This window comes from Micromonospora coerulea (genome assembly GCF_016598485.1).
Classification (GTDB): domain Bacteria; phylum Actinomycetota; class Actinomycetes; order Mycobacteriales; family Micromonosporaceae; genus Micromonospora; species Micromonospora coerulea.
Genome location: NZ_JAEMUW010000007.1, coordinates 241,785 through 258,505, shown reverse-complemented (window position 1 = coordinate 258,505; position 16,721 = coordinate 241,785). Strand labels below are relative to the sequence as shown.

Below are 16,721 nucleotides of genomic sequence, written 5' to 3'. Positions count from 1 at the left end.
TTGATCGTCAACTCCGCTGGACGCGTCGCCCGTCACACGCTCGACGTACGTCTATCTGCGCAGCTCAACCCCCGCGAAGGAGCGCTTGCCCCGGCGCAGGACCAGGTACCTTCCGTGCAGCAGGTCGGTGGTGGCGACGGTGGCGTCGACCTCGGAGATCCGGGTGTTGTTGACGTAGGCGCCGCCCTCGGCGATCACCCGCCGGGCCTCCTTCATGCTCGGCACCAGCCCCGACTCCTTGAGCAGGCCGGCCACGTCCGGCAGCTCGTCCAGGTGCACCAGGCCGGCCTCGGTCAGCGCGGCCCGCAGCGTCTCCGGGGCAAGGTCGCCCAGCGACCCGCGGCCGAAGAGTGCGTGGCTGGCGGCGACCGCCTGGGCCATCTCCCGTTCGCCGTGCACCAGCGTGGTCAGCTCCTCGGCGAGGGCGCGTTGGGCGAGCCGGGCCTGCGGACGCTCGGCGGTCGCCTTCTCCAGCTCCTCCAGCTCTTGCCGGGACCGGAAGCTGAAGTAGCGCAGGTAGCGGGTGACGTCCCGGTCGTCGGCGTTGACCCAGAACTGGTAGAAGGCGTACGGGCTGGTCATCTCCGGGTCGAGCCAGACCGCGCCGCCCTCGGTCTTGCCGAATTTGGTGCCGTCGGCCTTGGTCACCAGCGGGGTCACGAACGCCTCTACCGGCCCGGCACCGCGACGGCGGACGTAGTCCACGCCGGCGGTGATGTTGCCCCACTGGTCGGAGCCGCCGTACTGGAGCTGGCAGCCGTGCCGGCGGTGCAGCTCGAAGAAGTCGTTGGCCTGCAGCAGCTGGTAGCTGAACTCGGTGAAGCTGATCCCGCTGTCCAGCCGGGCCTTGACCACCTCGCGGGCCAGCATCTTGTTCACCGGGAAATGCTTGCCCACGTCGCGCAGGAACTCGACCACCGACATCTCGCCGGTCCAGTCCAGGTTGTTGACCAGTTGCGCGGCGTTCTCCCCGGTGTACGAGACGAAGGGGGCGAGCTGGTCCCGGATCCGCTGGACCCAACCGGCGACCACCTCGGGCGAGTTGAGGGTCCGCTCGGCGCTCTCCTTCGGGTCACCGATCTGCCCGGTCGCGCCGCCGACCAGCAGCAGCGGCCGGTGCCCGGCGAGCTGAAGCCGGCGGGCCGTGGTGACCTGCATGAGGTGCCCGACGTGCAGGCTCGGGGCGGTCGGGTCGAAGCCCACATAGAAGGTGGCGCTCCCGCCGTCGAGCAGCTCGCGCAGCTCGTCGAGGCCGGTCGAGTCCTGGATCAGGCCCCGCCACCGCAGGTCTTCGGTCAGGGAGTCCCGCCCGTGCGGGAGGTTGCTGTCGGTCACGGTCACCGATTCTCCCCCATCAGGCCCCCCGGGCCGTACCGGGTTTGCCTTCTGGCGGCGACTAGGCTGGCGCTTCCGTACGAGGCGAGGAGGGGCTGCCGTGGAGATGCCGGACCTGACCGGGGGCTTCGTCGCCCTGCTGGGCCTGAAGCTCGACGAGGTCAGCGGCGACCGGGTGGTCATCCGCTGGCAGGTGCGGCCGGAACTGCACCAGCCGTTCGGGATCCAGCACGGCGGGGTCTACTGCTCGGTGGTGGAGACGGCGGCCAGCATCGGCGGCTCGCTCTGGCTGGGCGACAAGGGCCAGGTGGTCGGGGTGTCCAACCAGACCGACTTCCTGCGGGCCGTCCGCGAGGGCGAGCTGACCGCGGTCGGCACCCCGGTGCACCGGGGCCGCAGCCAGCAGCTCTGGCAGGTGGAGATCACCGACGACGAGGGGCGGCTGGTCTCCCGGGGCCAGGTGCGCCTGCAGAACCTCACCGCCGCCTGATCCTCGGGCGTCGCCCGGCGGCCCCGGCCAGCGGGCCGGACCGCCGGGCTGCCCGATTCGACGAAAACGCAGCCTCTCGCGCGGATATCGTCGCGGCGATGAGACCAGCCGCTCGCCCGCCGACGTGAGGAAGCTCCTCGCCGCCACCCTCGGCGTGCTGTCCGCCATCGGCGGCTTCGTCGACATCGGCGACCTGGTGGCGGCGAGCCAGGCCGGGGCCCGGTTCGGCATGGCCCACGCCTGGGTGCTGCTCGTCGGCGTGCTGGGCATCTGCGCGTACGCCGAGATGGCCGGACGGATCGCGGCGGTGAGTGGCCGGGCGGTGTTCGACCTGGTCCGGGAGCGGTTGGGACCCCGGGTGGCGCTGCTCAACCTGGTCGCCTCCTACGTCGTCACGGTGGTCACCCTCGCCGCGGAGCTGGGCGGGGTGGCCCTCGCGGTGCAGCTCGCCACCGGGGTGAGCTACCTGCTGTGGGTGCCGGTGGCCGCGTTCGCCGTCTGGCTGGTGCTGTGGCGGATGCGGTTCGAGCTGATGGAACGGGTCTTCGGGCTGGCCGGGCTGGCGCTGCTGGTCTTCGCGGTGGCGCTGGTCGCCCTGCCCACCGACTGGGGTCGGCTCGGCCGACAGGCCGTGCAGCTCAGCTCCGCCGGGCAGGGGTGGAGCGCCTACTGGTTCGTGGCGGTGGCGCTGTTCGCCTCCACGGTGAGCCCGTACGAGGTGTTCTTCTTCTCCTCCGGTGGGGTGGAGGAGCGGTGGAGCGCCGCCGACCTGGCCGACGCCCGTTCGAGCGTGCTGATCGGCTTCCCGGTCGGCGGGTTCCTGGCGCTGTCGCTGATCGCCACCGCGGCGGTGGTCTACCACCCGAGCGGGGCGTCGTTGGACACCCTCGACCAGGTGGCGCAGCCGGTGGTGCTGGCGTTCGGCGGGATCGGGCTGGCGGTGGCCGTGCTGGCGTTCTTCGCGGTGACCTTCGGCGCCGCGCTGGAGACCGGGCTGTCCGCGGCGTACGCGGCGGCGCAGTACTTTGGTTGGCAGTGGGGCAAGCGGATCAGCCCGCGGAAGGCCGCCCGGTTCCACAGCGTGCTGCTGGTCAGCGTGCTGCTCGGGGTGCTGGCGCTACTGACCCGGGTCGACCCGATTCAGCTCACCGAGTACATGCTGATCATCAGCGCGGTCGCGCTGCCGCTGACATACCTGCCGATCCTGGTGGTGGCGAACGACCGCAACTATCTCGGCGATCGGGTGAACGGCCGCTGGACCAACCTGCTCGGCGCGCTGTTTCTGCTGCTCATCGTCGTCGCGTCGGTGGCGGCGATCCCGTTGGCGATCATCACGAGGATGGGACAGTGAGGGTCCAGCTCACCAAGCGGTTGCTCGACCGGCAGATCATCGACGCCGACGGGCGGCTGGTCGGCCGGGTCGACGACATCGAGTTCGCCATCGACGACGAGGGGTACCCGTACCTGGATTGCCTGCTCACCGGGCAGCGGGTGCTCGGCGAGCGGGTGGGCGGCTGGATCGGGCGGGCGCTGGTCGCGATCGCCGACCGGTTCGTCGACGACCCGCCGGTACCGCCGGTGCGGATCTCGGTCAGCCTGATCGACCGGATGGACAGCGCGGTGCGACTGCGCGTGCGGGCGGGCGACCTGCCGGCGTCACCGCTGGAGGTCTGGCTGCGCCGGCACCTGATCGACCGGATCCCGGGGGCGCATCGTGCGAGCGGGTGAGCTGCTCGGGCGGACCGCGTACGACCTGCACGGGCGGCGGCTCGGCCGGGTGGTGGACGTGGTGGTCCGAGGTGGCTTCCCGCCGGACCGGCTGCGGCTGACCGACGTGATCGTCGCCGGTCACTGGTGGACCCGGCTCTCCGGCCGGCTGATCGGCCCGGAGCGGCACCCGTCCGGACCGTGGCTGCTGCGGGTCGCCGCGCGGCTGCTGGGACGGAGCACCCATCAACTCCCGGCCGACCAGGTCCGGCTCTCCCCGCCGGTGCCCGGCTTCCCGTTCGGCGCCCCGGGCGGTCAGGAGTGAGTCGGGTCGATGGCGGGCGCGCCGGTCAGCTGCGTGCCTCGTCCAGCAGCGCCGCGTCGGCGTCGTCCGACCCGGCGTCGGCACCGCGGCGGATCCGCACCTCGGTGATCGCCCGGTGGTCGATGTCCGCCACGACGAACTCCCACCCGTCGACGGTGACGCTCTCCCCCGCCACGGTGGGGATGTGCCCGAGGCAGGTCAGCACCAGCCCGGCGATGGTGGTGTAGTCGCCGCTCGGCCGCCCGGGCAGCTCCAATCCGAGGTCGGTGAGGTCGTGCACGGGGAAGGTGCCGGGCAGCACCAGGGTGCCGTCGTCCTCGGTGCGCACCGAGCTGAGGTCCCGGTCGGTCTCGTCGTAGATCTCACCGACGATCTCCTCGAGGATGTCCTCCAGGGTGACGATCCCGTCGACGGCGCCGCGCTCGTCCACCACCAGGGCGATGTGCTGCCGTTCGGCCTTGAACTGGCGCAGCGCGTCGACCACCGGCAGCGAGTCGGGCAGCAGCATCGGCGGGCGGGCGATCTCGTCGACCGGCCGGTCGTCCGGCACGCCGACCAGGTCACGCAGGTGGATCACCCCGACCGCGTCGTCCAGGCCGCCGTGCCGGACCACCGGGGCCCGCGAGTGGCCGGTCGCGGCCAGCACCAGCCGGGCGGCCTCCGCGGTGGTCCCACTGTCGAGCGTGAAGACCTGCAACCGGGGTACGAGCACCGCCCGCAACTGCCGGTCGGCGATCTCCACCGCGCCGGCGATGATGGTCCGCTGCTCCTTGGTGAAGCCGTGGTTGCCGGCGACGATGTCGCGCAGCTCGTCCGGACCGATCTCGTCGGGCTGGTGCTTTGGGTTCAGGCCGACGAGGCGGACCACCAGGTCGCTGGTGGCGCCGAGGGCCCAGACGGCCGGCCGGGTGACGGCGGCCAGCAGGTCCAGCGGGCGGGCCACCAGCAGCGCCCAGCGCTCGGCGGACTGCATTGCGATCCGCTTGGGCGCCAGCTCGCCGAAGACCAGCGTGACGAAGGTCAGGGCCAGGGTGACCACCACGATGGCGACGGTCTCGGCCGCCTCCCCGAAGGCCCCGAGCAGCGGCACCAGGGGCTTGGCCAGGGAGACCGCCGCGGCGGCCGAGGCGAGGAAGCCGGCGAGGGTGATGCCGATCTGGATGGTGGCCAGGAACCGGTTCGGGTCCTTGGCCAGCCGGGCCAGCGTCCGGCCGGCACGGCTGGTGCGTTCCAGCCGTTGCAGCTGGCTGTCGCGCAGCGAGACCAGTGCCATCTCACTGCCGGCGAAGGCCGCGTTGACGATGACCAGGACTCCGACCAGGGCCAGCTGACTCCAGTAGCTCTGCACGCCCGGTTCTCTCCCTCACCGCGACCAGCGCCGGCGGCAACTGCCGACGCCGCCGGCCGGGGCTCCCGGTCGGCGTAGGCCCCACTGTGCCCCACCCGGGGGCGGCTGAATCCTCCCGACGGTCGCGACCCGGTCAGGCCGGCGCGGGCAGGTCCAGCACGTACGCGTCGCCCTCGGGACGGAAGCCGAGCCGGTGGTAGTAGGGGGCGACCATGCCGGGCGGGCTGACCACCCGGCGGAAGCCGCGGTCGGTGAAGAGGCGGCTGCGCCGGTAGACGAATTCACCCGGGGTGAAGTCACGGAACCGCTGGGTGACGTAGTCCAGGTCGATCTGGGCGACCCCGCCGGCCTCGGCGTGCGACAGCACCACGCCGACCACCTCGTCGGCGCGGACCACCAGGAACGCCGAGCGCCGCCCGTCGGCCGGGTCCCAGTGGAACCCGGGATTGAACCGGGCGATGTCGGCGCTGTGCACCCGCAGCGTGTGGGCCAGGAACGCGTCGTCCGTGCCCACCTCGACGACCTCGTACGTCTGCTCGTCGTGCCGCGTGCCCAGCAGTTTTCGCAGGTACCACAGGTTGATCACGGTCAGCACCACGTTGAGCCCGACCATCGGCCAGACGTGGATCGCGGCGTTGTAGCCGATCAGGATCAGACAGCCGACCAGGTTCAGCGCGCGCAGCCGCAGGATGCGCGTCTGCAGCAGCGACCAGACCAGCAGCGCGGAGCCGGCCCAGCCGACAAGTTCCAGCCAATTCACCCTGGCGACACTAGTGGTCGCCGAGCTCAGCGCCGTCCGCGGGCAGCTCCAGCAGCCATTCCTCGACCTCGGCGCCGCGGCCGTTGGCGTACCCGGAGTCCTCGCCGACCACGACGAAGCCGCACTTGCGCAGCACCGCCAGGGAGGCGCGGTTGTCCTTGGCGGCCCGGGCGTGCACCGGCCGCTGCGGCAGCTCGCGCAGCAGCGCGCCCAGCGCGGCGGTGCCGTGACCGCGCCCCCACCGGCGCGGGTCGATCCAGTAGCTGACCTCGATGCGCTCCTGAACCGGGAAGGCCAGGACGTGCCCGACCACCTCGTCGTCGACCACCGCGGTACGGGCGACGATCCGCGGGTCGGCGCGGATGCGCCGCCAGAAGGCGTCAAAGGCGTCCCGGTCGGCCGGATCCTCGGGGCCGAAGGCCGCCATCCAGTTCGCCTCCGGGTCCTGCTCGTGGCCGAAGAACTCGGGCAGGTCCTCGTCGCGCACCGGGCGCAGCCGCAGCTCACTGGTCACCGCCGGAGGATACGCAGCCCACCGGCGCACTCGGGACCGCTGGCCCGCGCACGAGCTGCTGGAGCGGGTCCGCGGCCAGTTCGCCGCGCGGCCTGACCGGGTGCTGACGGCACCCGGCTGACCGCGGGGCCGGGTGCGGCCGGGGGCGGCGTTCACCCGGGCGGTGGACGCCGGGCCCGGACGGGCCCGGCGCGCCGGGCGACGTCGGACGATCAGCAGATGACCACACCTCGCCTCCGTCGACACCAGGGCAGCATGCCGGCCACCGGATTCCGCGCCGTCGCCGCCACCGCCACGGGCGCACACCTGGCCGGCGCGCGGGCCCTCGGCGCCACGGCGGTCGGGTCGCTGGCGCTCTCCGCGGTCGCGCTCGCCGCGGTGGCGGTGGGCGCGCTGGCGATCGGCCGGCTCGCGATCCGCCGGGCGGTCGTGCGGGAGCTGCGCATCGGCCGGCTGGAGGTGGACGAACTGGTCGTGCGCCGGTACGCGCTGGCCGGGCCGCCCACCGCCGGCAGCGACGGAAGATAGGCACCCGCCGGGATGCGCGGGGCGGACAGCCGCCCGGTCAGCCGGCCGGCGGCAGGGCCGCTGGATAGCCGTACAGGTCGAGCAGGCGCACCCGGGACGCTTGGAGGCGGTCCACCACCACGCTCATGAACCGGGCGGTGAGCTGCCGACCGAGCCGGTCGTCGGACTCCATCATCCGGCGCACGCCCTCGGCGGTGAACTCGACCGCGGTGGTGCGCCGCACCGCGACCGCCCCGAACTGCCACCGGTACGGCGGGAAGAACCACGACCAGCCGAGCACCCCGCCCTCGCCGATCGTCTCGATCCCCACGTCACCGCGCCCCGACACCGGGAAGTCGAGCGCCACCTCGCCGGTACGCACCAGCCAGAACCGTTCCGCCGGCTGCCCTGCGCGGAACAGCCGGTGCCCGGGATGCCAGACCACGGGATAGGCGAAGCCGGTCAGCCGGGGCAGCCACTCCTCCGGCAGGCCGGCGAGGAAGGGGTGTGCGCGGAGCATCTCCAGTGGGGTCATGGCCGCACGCCTCTCAGCTCGGGCGAGGGGCCCGGCGACCCGCCGGGCCCCTCGGGTGTCGCTCACCGCTTGCCGTTGTGCTCCACCGTGATCGGGATCTCGCGGGCCGTCGGCTCGGTGACGCCGACGGTCGCGGTGATCTCGAGGATGCCGCCCCGGAACTTGGTGACAGTGGACATTGTCGACCTCCTTGTCGATCGTCCCGCCTCCATCCGACCGCGCCGCAGCCCCGACCGTCAGGGCCGATGGTCCCTCGCCGGCCGGGCGCAAGGCCTCTGCCGCCGACCGGCCCGGGCGGACGACGGTGGAGGGGGACGGTGCGCGCCGCATCCTCGAGGGCCTGGTCCGGGTGCAGGCCGGCGACGTGGTACCGGCCGGCCTGCTGCTGCTGACGGCGAACGTCGCCGCGCTGCCCGGCCTGGTGCTCCGGCTGATCCGACGGCCCGCCGGGACCAACGGCCCGAGTGTCGGGTCCAGCGCCTCTGCCCGCGCCGCGCGCGCCAGAGCACGCTGATGGTGGACGAAGGAGGACGTGATGACCGACAGATCCGGTGCCCCCGTCGTGGTGGGCGTGGACGGTTCCCCCACAGCTCTGGACGCGGTCCGGGTGGCCGCGCGGGAGGCGGCGGCCCGGCACCGGCCGCTGCGGGTGGTGCACGCCTTCATCTGGCCGCTGTACGCCGCCTCGCACGGCCCGGTGCCCGCTGCCCCGCCCGACGCCGGGCTGCGGCAGGAGGCGGAGAAGCTGGTCCGCGAGGCGGTCGACGAGGCCCGCAAGGTCTCGGCGGAGCTCGCGGTGACCGGGCACGTGGTCGACGGCGCCGCCGCGCCGGTGCTAGTGCGGGAGAGCCGGGACGGGGCGCTGCTCGTGCTCGGCCACCGTGGCCTCGGCGGATTCGCCGATCTGCTGGTCGGTTCGGTGGCGGTGCACCTTTCCGCCCGAGCCGATTGCCCGGTGCTGGTGGTGCGCGGCGAACCGCGCGCGGACGGCCCGGTGGTCGTCGGGGTGGACGGCTCCGCCCTGTCGGACGAGGCGATCGGCTTCGCCTTCGCCGAGGCCGCGCAGCGCGGCACGTCCCTGGTGGCCGTACACGCCTGGCGGTACCCGCGGCCGGCCGGCCCCGGCGACATCGTGCCGCTGGTGTACGACGCCGAGGAACTCGCCGCCGAGGAGGAGCGGGTGCTCGCCGAGTCGCTGGCGGGCTGGACCGAGCGTTACCCGGAGGTGCCGGTACGCCACCGGCTGGTCGCCGCCACCCCGGCCCGGGCGCTAGTGGAGGAGTCGACGAACGCGCAGTTGACCGTGGTCGGCGCGCACGGCCGGGGCGCCTTCCGCGGGCTGCTGCTCGGCTCGGTCAGCCACGCGGTGCTGCACCACGCGCGCAGTCCGCTGGCCATCGTCCGGCACCGCAGGGGCGGCGACGCCTCGTAAACCACCGGGCACGCCGTCCGCGTCGGCCATTCCCCCGGGCGGCGCGGACGGCTGTCGGGAACCTCCCGAGGCAAATGCGGACCGGCGAGGGCGGGTACCTCGACAATGACCTGATCGACCTGAAGGGGGCGCTGATGAACCGACCTGTCGTGGTGGGCGTCGACGGATCACCGTCCAGCCTGGTCGCCGCGGAGCACGCGGCGCGGACGGCGGTCCAGCGGTCCCGGCCGCTGCACCTGGTGCACGGGTACCTGCACCCGCTCGGTTACGGCGTGCCGCTCAACCCGTACGACCTCGGGGTGCCGGCGCCGACCGAGGAGGCGCAGAAGATGCTGGCGCAGGTGGCGGCGGAGCTGACCGGGCATCATCCGGGGCTGCGGACGGAGGTCCGCCAGGTGGCCGGCGGGGCGGGGGCCGCGCTGGTCGAGGAGTCCCGCCGGGCGGAGCTGGTGGTGGTCGGCAGCCGGGGCCACGGCGGCTTCGCCGGCCTGCTGCTGGGTTCCGTCAGCGGCCAGCTCGCCCAGCACGGGCACTGCCCGGTCCTGGTGGTACGCCCGGCCGAGGAGCCGATCCCGGTGCACGGGCCGGTGGTGGTCGGCGTGGACGGCTCGGAGTCGGCGGCGCTCGCCGTGCGGCAGGCCGCCGACGAGGCGGAACGCCGGGGCAGCCCGCTGGTCCTGATGCACGTCCGCCCGACCGACCGGGCCGGGGGCGGGCCCGAGGGGGTGGCGGAGTCCGGGGTGGCCGAGGAGGCCGGGTCGGCCGAGCTGCTGACCGGTGCCGCCGGCCGGGTGCGGGCCGACCATCCCGGGCTCCCCGTGACCGAGCGCCCGGTCCGGGCGGCAAAGCCGGCGCAGGCGCTGATCGAGGCGAGCGGGGAGGCGGCGCTGGTGGTGGTCGGCTCCCGGGGCCGGGGCGGCTTCGCCGGACTGCTGCTCGGCTCGGTGAGCCAGGCGCTGGTCCAGCACGCCCACTGCCCGGTCCTGATCGCCCACCCGTACGAGCCGGCCGCCTGAGTCCACGCGCAGCACGCGGCGGACCCGGGCGGCCGACTCAGGCCGGGTCGCGGCCGGCGAGCAGCTCCTCGAAGTTGGTGGTGAGGGCGAACGGGTCGGCCGGGCCCGCCGCGGCGGGGCGCCGGTCGACCTGCTCGGCGAGCTCGCCGCCGGCCCGCCGGATGCGGGCGCGCAGCGCCGTGTCGGCACCGCCGCCGGCCCAGTCCTCCGGCGCGGCGAAGACGGCCGTCGGCACGACGGGCGCCCGCAGGTAGGCGAACATCGGCCGGACCGCGTGCTCCAGGGCCAGCGAGTGCCGGGCGGTGCCGCCGGTGGCGGCGATCAGCACCGGCCGGCCGGCCAGGGCGTCGGCGTCCACCACGTCGAAGAAGGACTTGAACAGCCCGTTGTACGAGGCGTTGAAGATCGGCGTGACCGCGACGATCCCGTCCGCGCCGGCCACCGTGTCCAGCACCTCCCGCAGCGCGGCGGAGGGAAAGCCGGTCAGCAGGTGGTTCACCACGTCGTGGGCGTGCTCGCGCAGCTGGATCGGGCGGATCTCGACCTCGGCGCCGCGCGCCGCCAGCTCGTCGCGGGCGGCCGCGGCGAGCTGGTCGGCGAGCAGGCGGGTCGAGGAGGGCTGGCCGAGGCCGGCCGAGACCACGGCCAGGGTGCGCCGGGTCATCGGCCGCCCTCCGCACTGGCGAGGTCCGCCGCCGCGTCCCGGGCCGCGACCAGCGCGGCGTGGGTGGGCGCCGCGGGGACGTGGGCGGGACGCAGCGAGTCGAACTCCTTGCGCAGCACCGGGACGACCTCCTCGCCGAGCAGGTCGAGCTGCTCGAGGACGGTCTTCAACGGCAGTCCGGCGTGGTCCATCAGGAAGAGCTGCCGCTGGTAGTCGCCGACGTACTCGCGGAAGCCGAGCGTACGGTCGATGACCTGCTGCGGGCTGCCGACGGTCAGCGGCGTCTCCCGGGTGAACTCCTCCAGCGACGGGCCGTGCCCGTAGACCGGGGCGTTGTCGAAGTACGGCCGGAACTCGCGCACCGCGTCCTGCGAGTTGCGCCGCATGAAGACCTGGCCCCCGAGCCCGACGATGGCCTGCTCGGGCGAGCCGTGGCCGTAGTGGGCGTAACGCTGCCGGTAGAGGCCGACCATCCGCTGGGTGTGCTCCTTGGGCCAGAAGATGTGGTTGGCGAAGAAGCCGTCGCCGTAGTACGCGGCCTGCTCGGCGATCTCGGGGCTGCGGATGGAGCCGTGCCAGACGAACGGCGGCACGCCATCCAGCGGCCGAGGCGTCGAGGTGAACGACTGCAGCGGGGTACGGAACTTGCCCTCCCAGTCGACCACGTCCTCGCGCCAGAGCCGGCGCAGCAGGTCGTAGTTCTCGATGGCGAGCGGAATGCCGTTGCGGATGTCCTGGCCGAACCACGGGTAGACCGGGCCGGTGTTGCCGCGTCCCATGATCAGGTCGACGCGGCCGTCGGCCAGGTGCTGGAGCATGGCGTAGTCCTCGGCGATCTTCACCGGGTCGTTGGTGGTGATCAGCGTGGTCGAGGTGGACAGCAGCAGCCGCTCGGTGCGGGCCGCGATGTAGCCGAGCAGGGTGGTCGGCGACGAGGGGACGAACGGCGGGTTGTGGTGCTCGCCGGTGGCGAAGACGTCGAGCCCGACCTCCTCGGCCTTGAGCGCGATGGCCACCATCGCCTTGATCCGCTCATGCTCGGACGGCGGCCGTCCGGTGGTCGGGTCGACCGTGACGTCGCCGACGGTGAAGACTCCGAACTGCATGACCGGCTCCTCGCGTGACCGCCCGGACCGCCGTGGCCCGGGTCGCACCGCACAACATATTTGACGAAGCAACTATTCCGCCGCGGACCTACCTGCGGGTGGCCCGGTTCACCCCTGGGCTGAGTGCGGATACGCCGGCCGTACCTGACGGGGATGTCAGCCTCATTCAGCCCGGGGCGGCTGGGGACCGCGGTACGGCGGCTGGGGACCGGGGTACGGCGGCTGGGGACCGGGGTACGGCGGCTGGGGAGCGGGGTACGGCGGCTGGGGAGCGGGGTACGGCGGCTGGGGACCGGGGTACGGCTGAGGCGGGCCGCCGTACGGCTGGCCCGGATGCGGCTGCTGCGGCCAACCCTGCTGCGGGTGCGGCTGCTGCCAACCGGGGCCCGGGTTGGGCTGCGGCCAACTCTGCTGCGGCGGGCCGGGATACGGCTGCTGCCAGCCCTGCGACGGGTGGTACGGGCCGGGCGGGCGGCGCCGGCGTCGCTGCCGGACCGCGGCGAACACGATCGCCCCGACGATCAGGGCCACCGTGATGAACTGACACATCAGTCGCCCGATCAGCCGACCCCACTCGTACGACGTCACCGTGCCCGCTCCCCTCGCCGCCGGAGCCGCCGACCCTAGCGGATCGAGACCGGACGCGCGGCCCGCTCGTCAGCCGCCGGCCACCGAGGGGAGCACCTGCACCTCGGCGCCGTCACCGACCGGGGTCTCCAGGCCGCCGACGTGCCGGCAGTCCTCGCCGTCGACGTATACGTTGACGTACCGGCGCAGCTCGCCCCGCTCGTCGCGGATCCGCCGGGCCAGCCACGGCCACGTCCCACCCAGCTCGTCGAGGACGGCGCGGAGGGTGCCGGTGGCGGCGACGGTGAGCCGGCTCGCGCCGCCGGCCCCGCCGCGCAGCGGGCCCAGCAGCAGCACAGTGACCACTCAGACCTCCGCGGCGCGGACGCAGAGCACGTCGGGCAGGTGGGCGGCGACCAGCGACCAGGAATTCCCCTCGTCGCGGCTGGCGTAGACCTCGCCGGACCGGGTGCCGAAGTAGACCCCGGCCGGGTCGGCGTCGTCGGCGCACATCGCGTCGCGTAGCACGGACGGGTGGAAGGGTCCCTCGGGGAGGCCGACCGACAGCGGCTCCCACTTGTCGCCGGCGTCCGTGGAACGGTAGACCCGGCAGCGGTGGTCGACCGGGTAGCGCTGCCCGTCGGCGATCAGCGGGAAGGCGTAGATCACCCCCGGGCGGGACGGGTGGGCGACCATCGGGAAGCCGAAGTCGCTGGGCAGGCCGCCGGCGATGGACGTCCAGGTGCGCCCGTCGTCGTCGGAGCGGTAGACACCGTGGTGGTTCTGCGCGTAGAGCCGCTCGGGGTTGCCGGCGTCGCGGGCGATCTTGTGAACGCACTGCCCGAACTCGGGCCACTCGTCGGGCAGGAAGTACGCCCGGATGCCGGTGTTGCCCGGCGTCCAGCTCGCCCCGGCGTCCTCGGTGCGGTAGACCCGCCGGTGGACGTCGCCACCGCCATCCGGGCCGGGTCCCGCGGGTGCGGCAGCACGCTGTGGATGGCCTGGCCGCCGAAGCCCGCCTCCCACCGCTCCCGGTGCGGGTGGTCCCAGAGCGCCCGGACCAGGGTGAAGCTGCGCCCGCCGTCGGCGGAGCGGAACAGCGCGGACGGCTCGGTGCCGGCCCAGACCACGTCCGGCTGGTCGGCGCCGGCCGGGGTCAGCTGCCAGACCCGGCCGAGGGTGGCGCCGGTGTCGGTCGGGAAGGCCACCGGCGCCTGGTCCGGCTCCTGCCAGGAGGCGCCCAGGTCGTCGCTGGTCGCCACGCTCGGCCCGAAGTGCGAGCTGGTCATGCCGGCCAGCAGCCGGGGGGTGCCGGGCGAGGTCGGTCAGCGTCGGGTGCGGGGAACGTGCCGCCGGTAGGCGCTCACGGTGGGGTCGCCGGCGATCCAGAACCGCCAGGGCAGGTCGTGCGCCCCGGTCACGCCGACCCGGGGGCCGGCCTCGATCAGCGCGTCGGGCACGGGCGCGTCCGCGGGGCGCAGCCGGGCCGGACCGTCGCCGAGCAGGTCGACGCCGTAGGCCGTGCGGTCGATGCCGAGCGTCGCGCAGAGCCGCGCCGGCCCGCGGCCCAGGTCCACGTCCCGGCGTACGGCCGGACGCCGCGCCCGGGCCGCGTCGAGCCCGTCGACCACCTCGCCGGCGCGCAGCAGCACCGCCGCCGCCTCCCCGTCCGGGCCGGTGACCACGTTCATGCACCAGTGCATGCCGTAGGTGAAGTAGACGTAGGCGTGTCCCGCCGGACCGAACATCACGGCGTTGCGCGGGGTGCGCCCCCGGTACGCGTGGGAGGCGGGGTCTCCGGCCGTGCCGGCGTACGCCTCGACCTCGGTGATCCGGACGGTGACCCCGCCCGCGGCGAGCCGGCAGCCGAGCAGGCCCCGCGCGGCGGGCACCACCGGGCCGGTAAGCAGATCGACGAGGCCGGCCAGGTCGGCACCGGTCGCGGGCGGCTGGGTCATGTCCCGACCCTAGCCGGCCCGCCGAACCGAACGCGATTCGCTTTCAACAGGGTGTTGACAAAGCATCGTTCAAAGGCGTCTGATGTACGACATGGTCACGCTGGACAACGATCCGTTCACCGCTCCGGATGCTGCCCAGGCCCGGGCACACCGCAACTACGCGGCGCTGCTGCGGATCGCCGAGCGGCACGCCGGGACGGACGCCCGTCGCCGTCGGTACGCCCACCCCGACGTCCCGGACGCCTATGAGGCGGCGACGCTGGTGATGGCCCTCGCGGGCGGAGCCGAGCTGGCGCCGGGCGAGGAGCCGGTCGACCAGGCCGACCTGATGGCCGCGCTGACCCTCATCCCGCACGTGCGCGCCGAGGTCGACGCCCTGGAGGCCGGGTTGTTGCAGGTCGCCCGGGGTCGGGGGCTGACCTGGCAGGCGATCGCGTTCGGCCTGGGGTTGGGCAGCGCCCAGGCGGCCCGGCAGCGCTACGAGCGGCTGACCGTACGCACCGGCACCGGCGACTGAATCGGCCCACCGACCGGGTCGGGTGTGGACTGGTCGCAGCCTCGGGCGAGACTGGCCGGGCAATCGTCACGGGAGGACACGATGACGCGCGAGGAGATGCTGGCGTACTGCCTGGCCAAGCCGGGCGCCTGGCTGGACCGCCCCTGGGAGGGCGACGAGGTGGTGAAGGTGGGCAGCCGGATCTTCGCGTTCCTCGGCTCGCCTGACGGGCAGCCGCGGGTGGGCGTGAAGTGTGGCCCCGACCGGGACGTCGCCGACGAGTGGCTGCACCGGTTCCCGGACGATGCAACGGCGTCACCGTACATCGGGCGGTCCGGATGGAACACGCTGCGCCTGGACGGCGGGATCGGAGACGAGGAGCTCACCGACGCCGTCGACGGGTCGTACGACGCGGTGGTGGCGAAGCTGCCGAAGCGCGAGCGACCGACGGCCTGAGGGCCGGCGGGGTGGGTCCACCCGCGCCGACCCGGCGGCGTCAGCGCGGCACGACCGACTCGGCCGCCCACTCCCGCCAGCCGGCGAGCCTGTCCGCGGCGGCGGCGAGCTGGTCGGCGACCGGGCCCGGCCCGGTGGAGCCGGGCGTGGTGCGCGCGGCGAGCGCGGAGCGGACGGAGAGAACGTCGCGCACAGAGGGGTCGAGGTGCTCGCTCACCGTCGCCAGGTCGGCGTCGGAGACCTCGTCCAGGGCGCAGTCCCGGGCCACGCAGAGCGCCACCAGCTTCCCGGTGATCTCGTGCGCGTCGCGGAACGGCACGCCCTTGCGGACCAGCCAGTCGGCCACCTCGGTGGCGAGCGAGAAACCGACCGGCGCGGCGGCCACCAGGCGGTCGACCCGCACGGTCATCGTGGAGATCATCCCGGCGAGGGCCGGCAGCAGCAGCTCCAGGGTGTCGACCGCGTCGAAGGCCGGCTCCTTGTCCTCCTGCATGTCCCGGTCGTAGGTCATCGGCAGGCCCTTGAGCATGGTGAGCACGGTCATCAGCCCGCCGACCAGGCGGCCGGACTTGCCCCGGGCCAGCTCGGCGATGTCCGCGTTCTTCTTCTGCGGCATGATCGACGAGCCGGTGGCGAAGGCGTCGTCCAGCTCGACCCAGCCGAACTCGTGCGACGTCCAGAGCACCACCTCCTCGCCGAGCCGGGACAGATGCACCCCGATCAGCGCGGTGGTGAACAGGAACTCGGCCACGAAGTCCCGGTCGGCGACGGCGTCCATCGAGTTGGCGAAGGACGTGCGGAAGCCCAACTCCTTGGCGACGGCCAGCGGGTCCAGCGGCAGGCCGGAACCGGCCAGCGCCCCCGCGCCGAGCGGGCTGACCGCGGCCCGGTGGTCCCAGTCGCGCAGCCGTTCCAGGTCACGCAGCAGCGGCTGCACGTGGGCGAGCAGCCAGTGCCCGAAGGTGACCGGCTGGGCGTGCTGGAGGTGGGTCATCCCGGGCGCGGCGGTGGCCACGTGCCGCTCGGCCTGCTCGACCAGGGCCTCGGCCAGCTCGACCAGCCGGGCGGCCACGCCCCGGGCGTGGTCGCGCAGGTAGAGCCGCAGGTCGGTGGCGACCTGGTCGTTGCGGGACCGGCCGGCGCGCAGCTTGCCGCCGAGGCTGCCGAGCCGCTCCAGCAGGCCGCGTTCCAGGGCGGTGTGCACGTCCTCGTCGTCGACGGTCGGGCGGAACTGCCCGGAGGCGCAGGCCGCCTCCAGGTCGTCCAGCGCGGCCAGGATCCGGCCCAGCTCGTCCGGGTCGAGCAGGCCGGCGCCGGCGAGCACCCGGGCGTGCGCCCGGGAGCCGGCGATGTCGTACGGGGCGAGGCGCCAGTCGAACTGCACGCTCACCGACAGCCGCGCGAGGGCCTCGGCGGGGCCGCCGGCGAACCGGCCGCCCCACAGGCTCGTCCGGTTGGTGGCGGCGCTGTTCTCGGTCAGGCTCTTGTCGTCCACCCCGCCCATT

At 73.9% G+C, this 16,721-nt stretch carries 23 protein-coding genes; 11 read left to right on the top strand and 12 right to left on the bottom strand.

The genetic code is table 11. The features are described from left to right. Positions 1-51: 51 nt before the first annotated feature. Positions 52-1,335 carry a tyrosine--tRNA ligase gene (gene tyrS, locus I8N68_RS12605; protein ID WP_200210119.1) on the bottom strand — a complete coding sequence of 428 codons (1,284 nt, stop codon included), beginning with the start codon at positions 1,333-1,335 and terminating at the stop codon, positions 52-54. A 106-nt stretch (positions 1,336-1,441) separates the two neighbouring features. Here tyrS and I8N68_RS12600 point away from each other — a divergent pair, with 106 nt between their 5' ends. The 4 genes from I8N68_RS12600 (at position 1,442) to I8N68_RS12585 (ending at position 3,857) form a co-directional block, all read left to right on the top strand. Continuing rightward, positions 1,442-1,825: a PaaI family thioesterase gene (locus I8N68_RS12600; RefSeq protein WP_200210118.1), complete on the top strand. Its 384-nt coding sequence runs from the start codon at positions 1,442-1,444 to the stop codon at positions 1,823-1,825. 124 nt (positions 1,826-1,949) lie between these two features. Then, positions 1,950-3,176 (top strand): NRAMP family divalent metal transporter, encoded by a 1,227-nt coding sequence (locus tag I8N68_RS12595; RefSeq protein WP_200210097.1) that lies wholly within the window; start codon positions 1,950-1,952, stop codon positions 3,174-3,176. After that, a complete protein-coding gene (locus I8N68_RS12590; RefSeq protein WP_200210096.1) occupies positions 3,173-3,553 on the top strand; it encodes a hypothetical protein in 381 nt (126 codons plus the stop codon). The genes I8N68_RS12595 and I8N68_RS12590 overlap by 4 nt, the downstream gene beginning before the upstream one ends. Further along, positions 3,540-3,857 carry a PRC-barrel domain containing protein gene (locus I8N68_RS12585; protein WP_200210095.1) on the top strand — a complete coding sequence of 106 codons (318 nt, stop codon included), beginning with the start codon at positions 3,540-3,542 and terminating at the stop codon, positions 3,855-3,857. The genes I8N68_RS12590 and I8N68_RS12585 overlap by 14 nt, the downstream gene beginning before the upstream one ends. A 25-nt stretch (positions 3,858-3,882) precedes the next feature. Here I8N68_RS12585 and I8N68_RS12580 read toward each other — a convergent pair whose 3' ends face one another. The 3 genes from I8N68_RS12580 to I8N68_RS12570 form a co-directional block, all read right to left on the bottom strand. Then, entirely contained in the window at positions 3,883-5,205 is a 1,323-nt protein-coding gene (locus tag I8N68_RS12580) for a hemolysin family protein (protein ID WP_200210094.1), read from the bottom strand. A 133-nt stretch (positions 5,206-5,338) separates the two neighbouring features. Continuing rightward, complete coding sequence (locus I8N68_RS12575) at positions 5,339-5,965, bottom strand: hypothetical protein (RefSeq protein ID WP_200210093.1); 627 nt, start codon at positions 5,963-5,965, stop codon at positions 5,339-5,341. Between the two features lie 10 nt (positions 5,966-5,975). Beyond that, positions 5,976-6,479 (bottom strand): GNAT family N-acetyltransferase, encoded by a 504-nt coding sequence (locus I8N68_RS12570; protein WP_200210092.1) that lies wholly within the window; start codon positions 6,477-6,479, stop codon positions 5,976-5,978. Between the two features lie 219 nt (positions 6,480-6,698). On the opposite strand from I8N68_RS12570, the gene I8N68_RS12565 reads away from it, so the two are divergent. Continuing rightward, the gene (locus I8N68_RS12565; RefSeq protein ID WP_234039464.1) at positions 6,699-7,007 is read left to right on the top strand and encodes a hypothetical protein; all 309 of its coding nucleotides are present in this window, start codon (positions 6,699-6,701) and stop codon (positions 7,005-7,007) included. A 37-nt stretch (positions 7,008-7,044) separates the two neighbouring features. Here I8N68_RS12565 and I8N68_RS12560 read toward each other — a convergent pair whose 3' ends face one another. Next, positions 7,045-7,521: a cyclic nucleotide-binding domain-containing protein gene (locus tag I8N68_RS12560; protein WP_200210091.1), complete on the bottom strand. Its 477-nt coding sequence runs from the start codon at positions 7,519-7,521 to the stop codon at positions 7,045-7,047. A gap of 304 nt (positions 7,522-7,825) precedes the next feature. Between I8N68_RS12560 and I8N68_RS12555 the strand changes: the two genes are divergently transcribed. The 3 genes from I8N68_RS12555 (at position 7,826) to I8N68_RS12545 (ending at position 9,969) form a co-directional block, all read left to right on the top strand. Next, positions 7,826-8,035, top strand: coding sequence for a hypothetical protein (locus tag I8N68_RS12555; protein ID WP_200210090.1), 210 nt, complete (start codon positions 7,826-7,828; stop codon positions 8,033-8,035). A 21-nt stretch (positions 8,036-8,056) separates the two neighbouring features. After that, positions 8,057-8,953: a universal stress protein gene (locus I8N68_RS12550; RefSeq protein ID WP_200210089.1), complete on the top strand. Its 897-nt coding sequence runs from the start codon at positions 8,057-8,059 to the stop codon at positions 8,951-8,953. Positions 8,954-9,087: 134 nt separating this feature from the next. Continuing rightward, complete coding sequence (locus tag I8N68_RS12545) at positions 9,088-9,969, top strand: universal stress protein (protein WP_200210088.1); 882 nt, start codon at positions 9,088-9,090, stop codon at positions 9,967-9,969. A gap of 37 nt (positions 9,970-10,006) precedes the next feature. On the opposite strand, the gene I8N68_RS12540 is transcribed toward I8N68_RS12545, so the two are convergent. The 5 genes from I8N68_RS12540 to I8N68_RS12520 all read right to left on the bottom strand — a co-directional run bounded on the left by I8N68_RS12540 (position 10,007) and on the right by I8N68_RS12520 (position 13,332). Beyond that, positions 10,007-10,633: a CE1759 family FMN reductase gene (locus tag I8N68_RS12540; protein WP_200210087.1), complete on the bottom strand. Its 627-nt coding sequence runs from the start codon at positions 10,631-10,633 to the stop codon at positions 10,007-10,009. Further along, on the bottom strand, positions 10,630-11,739 hold the full coding sequence (locus I8N68_RS12535) for an LLM class flavin-dependent oxidoreductase (RefSeq protein ID WP_200210086.1): 1,110 nt from the start codon (positions 11,737-11,739) through the stop codon (positions 10,630-10,632). The genes I8N68_RS12540 and I8N68_RS12535 overlap by 4 nt, the downstream gene beginning before the upstream one ends. A 162-nt stretch (positions 11,740-11,901) precedes the next feature. Then, complete coding sequence (locus I8N68_RS12530; RefSeq protein WP_200210085.1) at positions 11,902-12,327, bottom strand: hypothetical protein; 426 nt, start codon at positions 12,325-12,327, stop codon at positions 11,902-11,904. Positions 12,328-12,396: 69 nt separating this feature from the next. Beyond that, positions 12,397-12,672, bottom strand: a complete 276-nt coding sequence (locus I8N68_RS12525) for a MoaD/ThiS family protein (RefSeq protein ID WP_200210084.1) — start codon at positions 12,670-12,672, stop codon at positions 12,397-12,399. Further along, a complete protein-coding gene (locus tag I8N68_RS12520; RefSeq protein ID WP_234039463.1) occupies positions 12,673-13,332 on the bottom strand; it encodes a WD40/YVTN/BNR-like repeat-containing protein in 660 nt (219 codons plus the stop codon). Positions 13,333-13,371: 39 nt separating this feature from the next. Between I8N68_RS12520 and I8N68_RS32785 the strand changes: the two genes are divergently transcribed. After that, positions 13,372-13,665, top strand: a complete 294-nt coding sequence (locus I8N68_RS32785; protein ID WP_234039462.1) for a hypothetical protein — start codon at positions 13,372-13,374, stop codon at positions 13,663-13,665. On the opposite strand, the gene I8N68_RS12515 is transcribed toward I8N68_RS32785, so the two are convergent. Beyond that, positions 13,632-14,264 carry a DNA-3-methyladenine glycosylase gene (locus I8N68_RS12515; protein ID WP_200210083.1) on the bottom strand — a complete coding sequence of 211 codons (633 nt, stop codon included), beginning with the start codon at positions 14,262-14,264 and terminating at the stop codon, positions 13,632-13,634. The two genes, I8N68_RS32785 and I8N68_RS12515, sit on opposite strands and share 34 nt — an antisense overlap. Before the next feature lie 82 nt (positions 14,265-14,346). On the opposite strand from I8N68_RS12515, the gene I8N68_RS12510 reads away from it, so the two are divergent. Together I8N68_RS12510 and I8N68_RS12505 are read left to right on the top strand one after the other, a co-directional pair. After that, positions 14,347-14,781, top strand: a complete 435-nt coding sequence (locus tag I8N68_RS12510; protein ID WP_234039461.1) for a DNA-binding protein — start codon at positions 14,347-14,349, stop codon at positions 14,779-14,781. Between the two features lie 81 nt (positions 14,782-14,862). Continuing rightward, entirely contained in the window at positions 14,863-15,216 is a 354-nt protein-coding gene (locus I8N68_RS12505) for an MmcQ/YjbR family DNA-binding protein (RefSeq protein WP_200210082.1), read from the top strand. Between the two features lie 40 nt (positions 15,217-15,256). On the opposite strand, the gene argH is transcribed toward I8N68_RS12505, so the two are convergent. After that, the gene (gene argH / locus I8N68_RS12500; protein ID WP_200210115.1) at positions 15,257-16,720 is read right to left on the bottom strand and encodes an argininosuccinate lyase; all 1,464 of its coding nucleotides are present in this window, start codon (positions 16,718-16,720) and stop codon (positions 15,257-15,259) included. Position 16,721 lies beyond the last annotated feature (1 nt).

Excerpts from the sequence above, each read along its gene's own strand:
- I8N68_RS12600 (WP_200210118.1), top strand. The coding sequence starts at position 1,442 with ATGCCGGACCTGACCGGGGGCTTCGTCGCCCTGCTGGGCCTGAAGCTC.
- I8N68_RS12535 (WP_200210086.1), bottom strand. The coding sequence starts at position 11,739 with ATGCAGTTCGGAGTCTTCACCGTCGGCGACGTCACGGTCGACCCGACC.
- I8N68_RS12515 (WP_200210083.1), bottom strand. The coding sequence starts at position 14,264 with ATGACCCAGCCGCCCGCGACCGGTGCCGACCTGGCCGGCCTCGTCGAT.
- I8N68_RS12545 (WP_200210088.1), top strand. The coding sequence starts at position 9,088 with ATGAACCGACCTGTCGTGGTGGGCGTCGACGGATCACCGTCCAGCCTG.
- I8N68_RS12540 (WP_200210087.1), bottom strand. The coding sequence starts at position 10,633 with ATGACCCGGCGCACCCTGGCCGTGGTCTCGGCCGGCCTCGGCCAGCCC.
- I8N68_RS12565 (WP_234039464.1), top strand. The coding sequence starts at position 6,699 with ATGACCACACCTCGCCTCCGTCGACACCAGGGCAGCATGCCGGCCACC.
- I8N68_RS12550 (WP_200210089.1), top strand. The coding sequence starts at position 8,057 with ATGACCGACAGATCCGGTGCCCCCGTCGTGGTGGGCGTGGACGGTTCC.
- I8N68_RS12510 (WP_234039461.1), top strand. The coding sequence starts at position 14,347 with ATGTACGACATGGTCACGCTGGACAACGATCCGTTCACCGCTCCGGAT.
- I8N68_RS12505 (WP_200210082.1), top strand. The coding sequence starts at position 14,863 with ATGACGCGCGAGGAGATGCTGGCGTACTGCCTGGCCAAGCCGGGCGCC.
- argH (WP_200210115.1), bottom strand. The coding sequence starts at position 16,720 with ATGGGCGGGGTGGACGACAAGAGCCTGACCGAGAACAGCGCCGCCACC.
- I8N68_RS12560 (WP_200210091.1), bottom strand. The coding sequence starts at position 7,521 with ATGACCCCACTGGAGATGCTCCGCGCACACCCCTTCCTCGCCGGCCTG.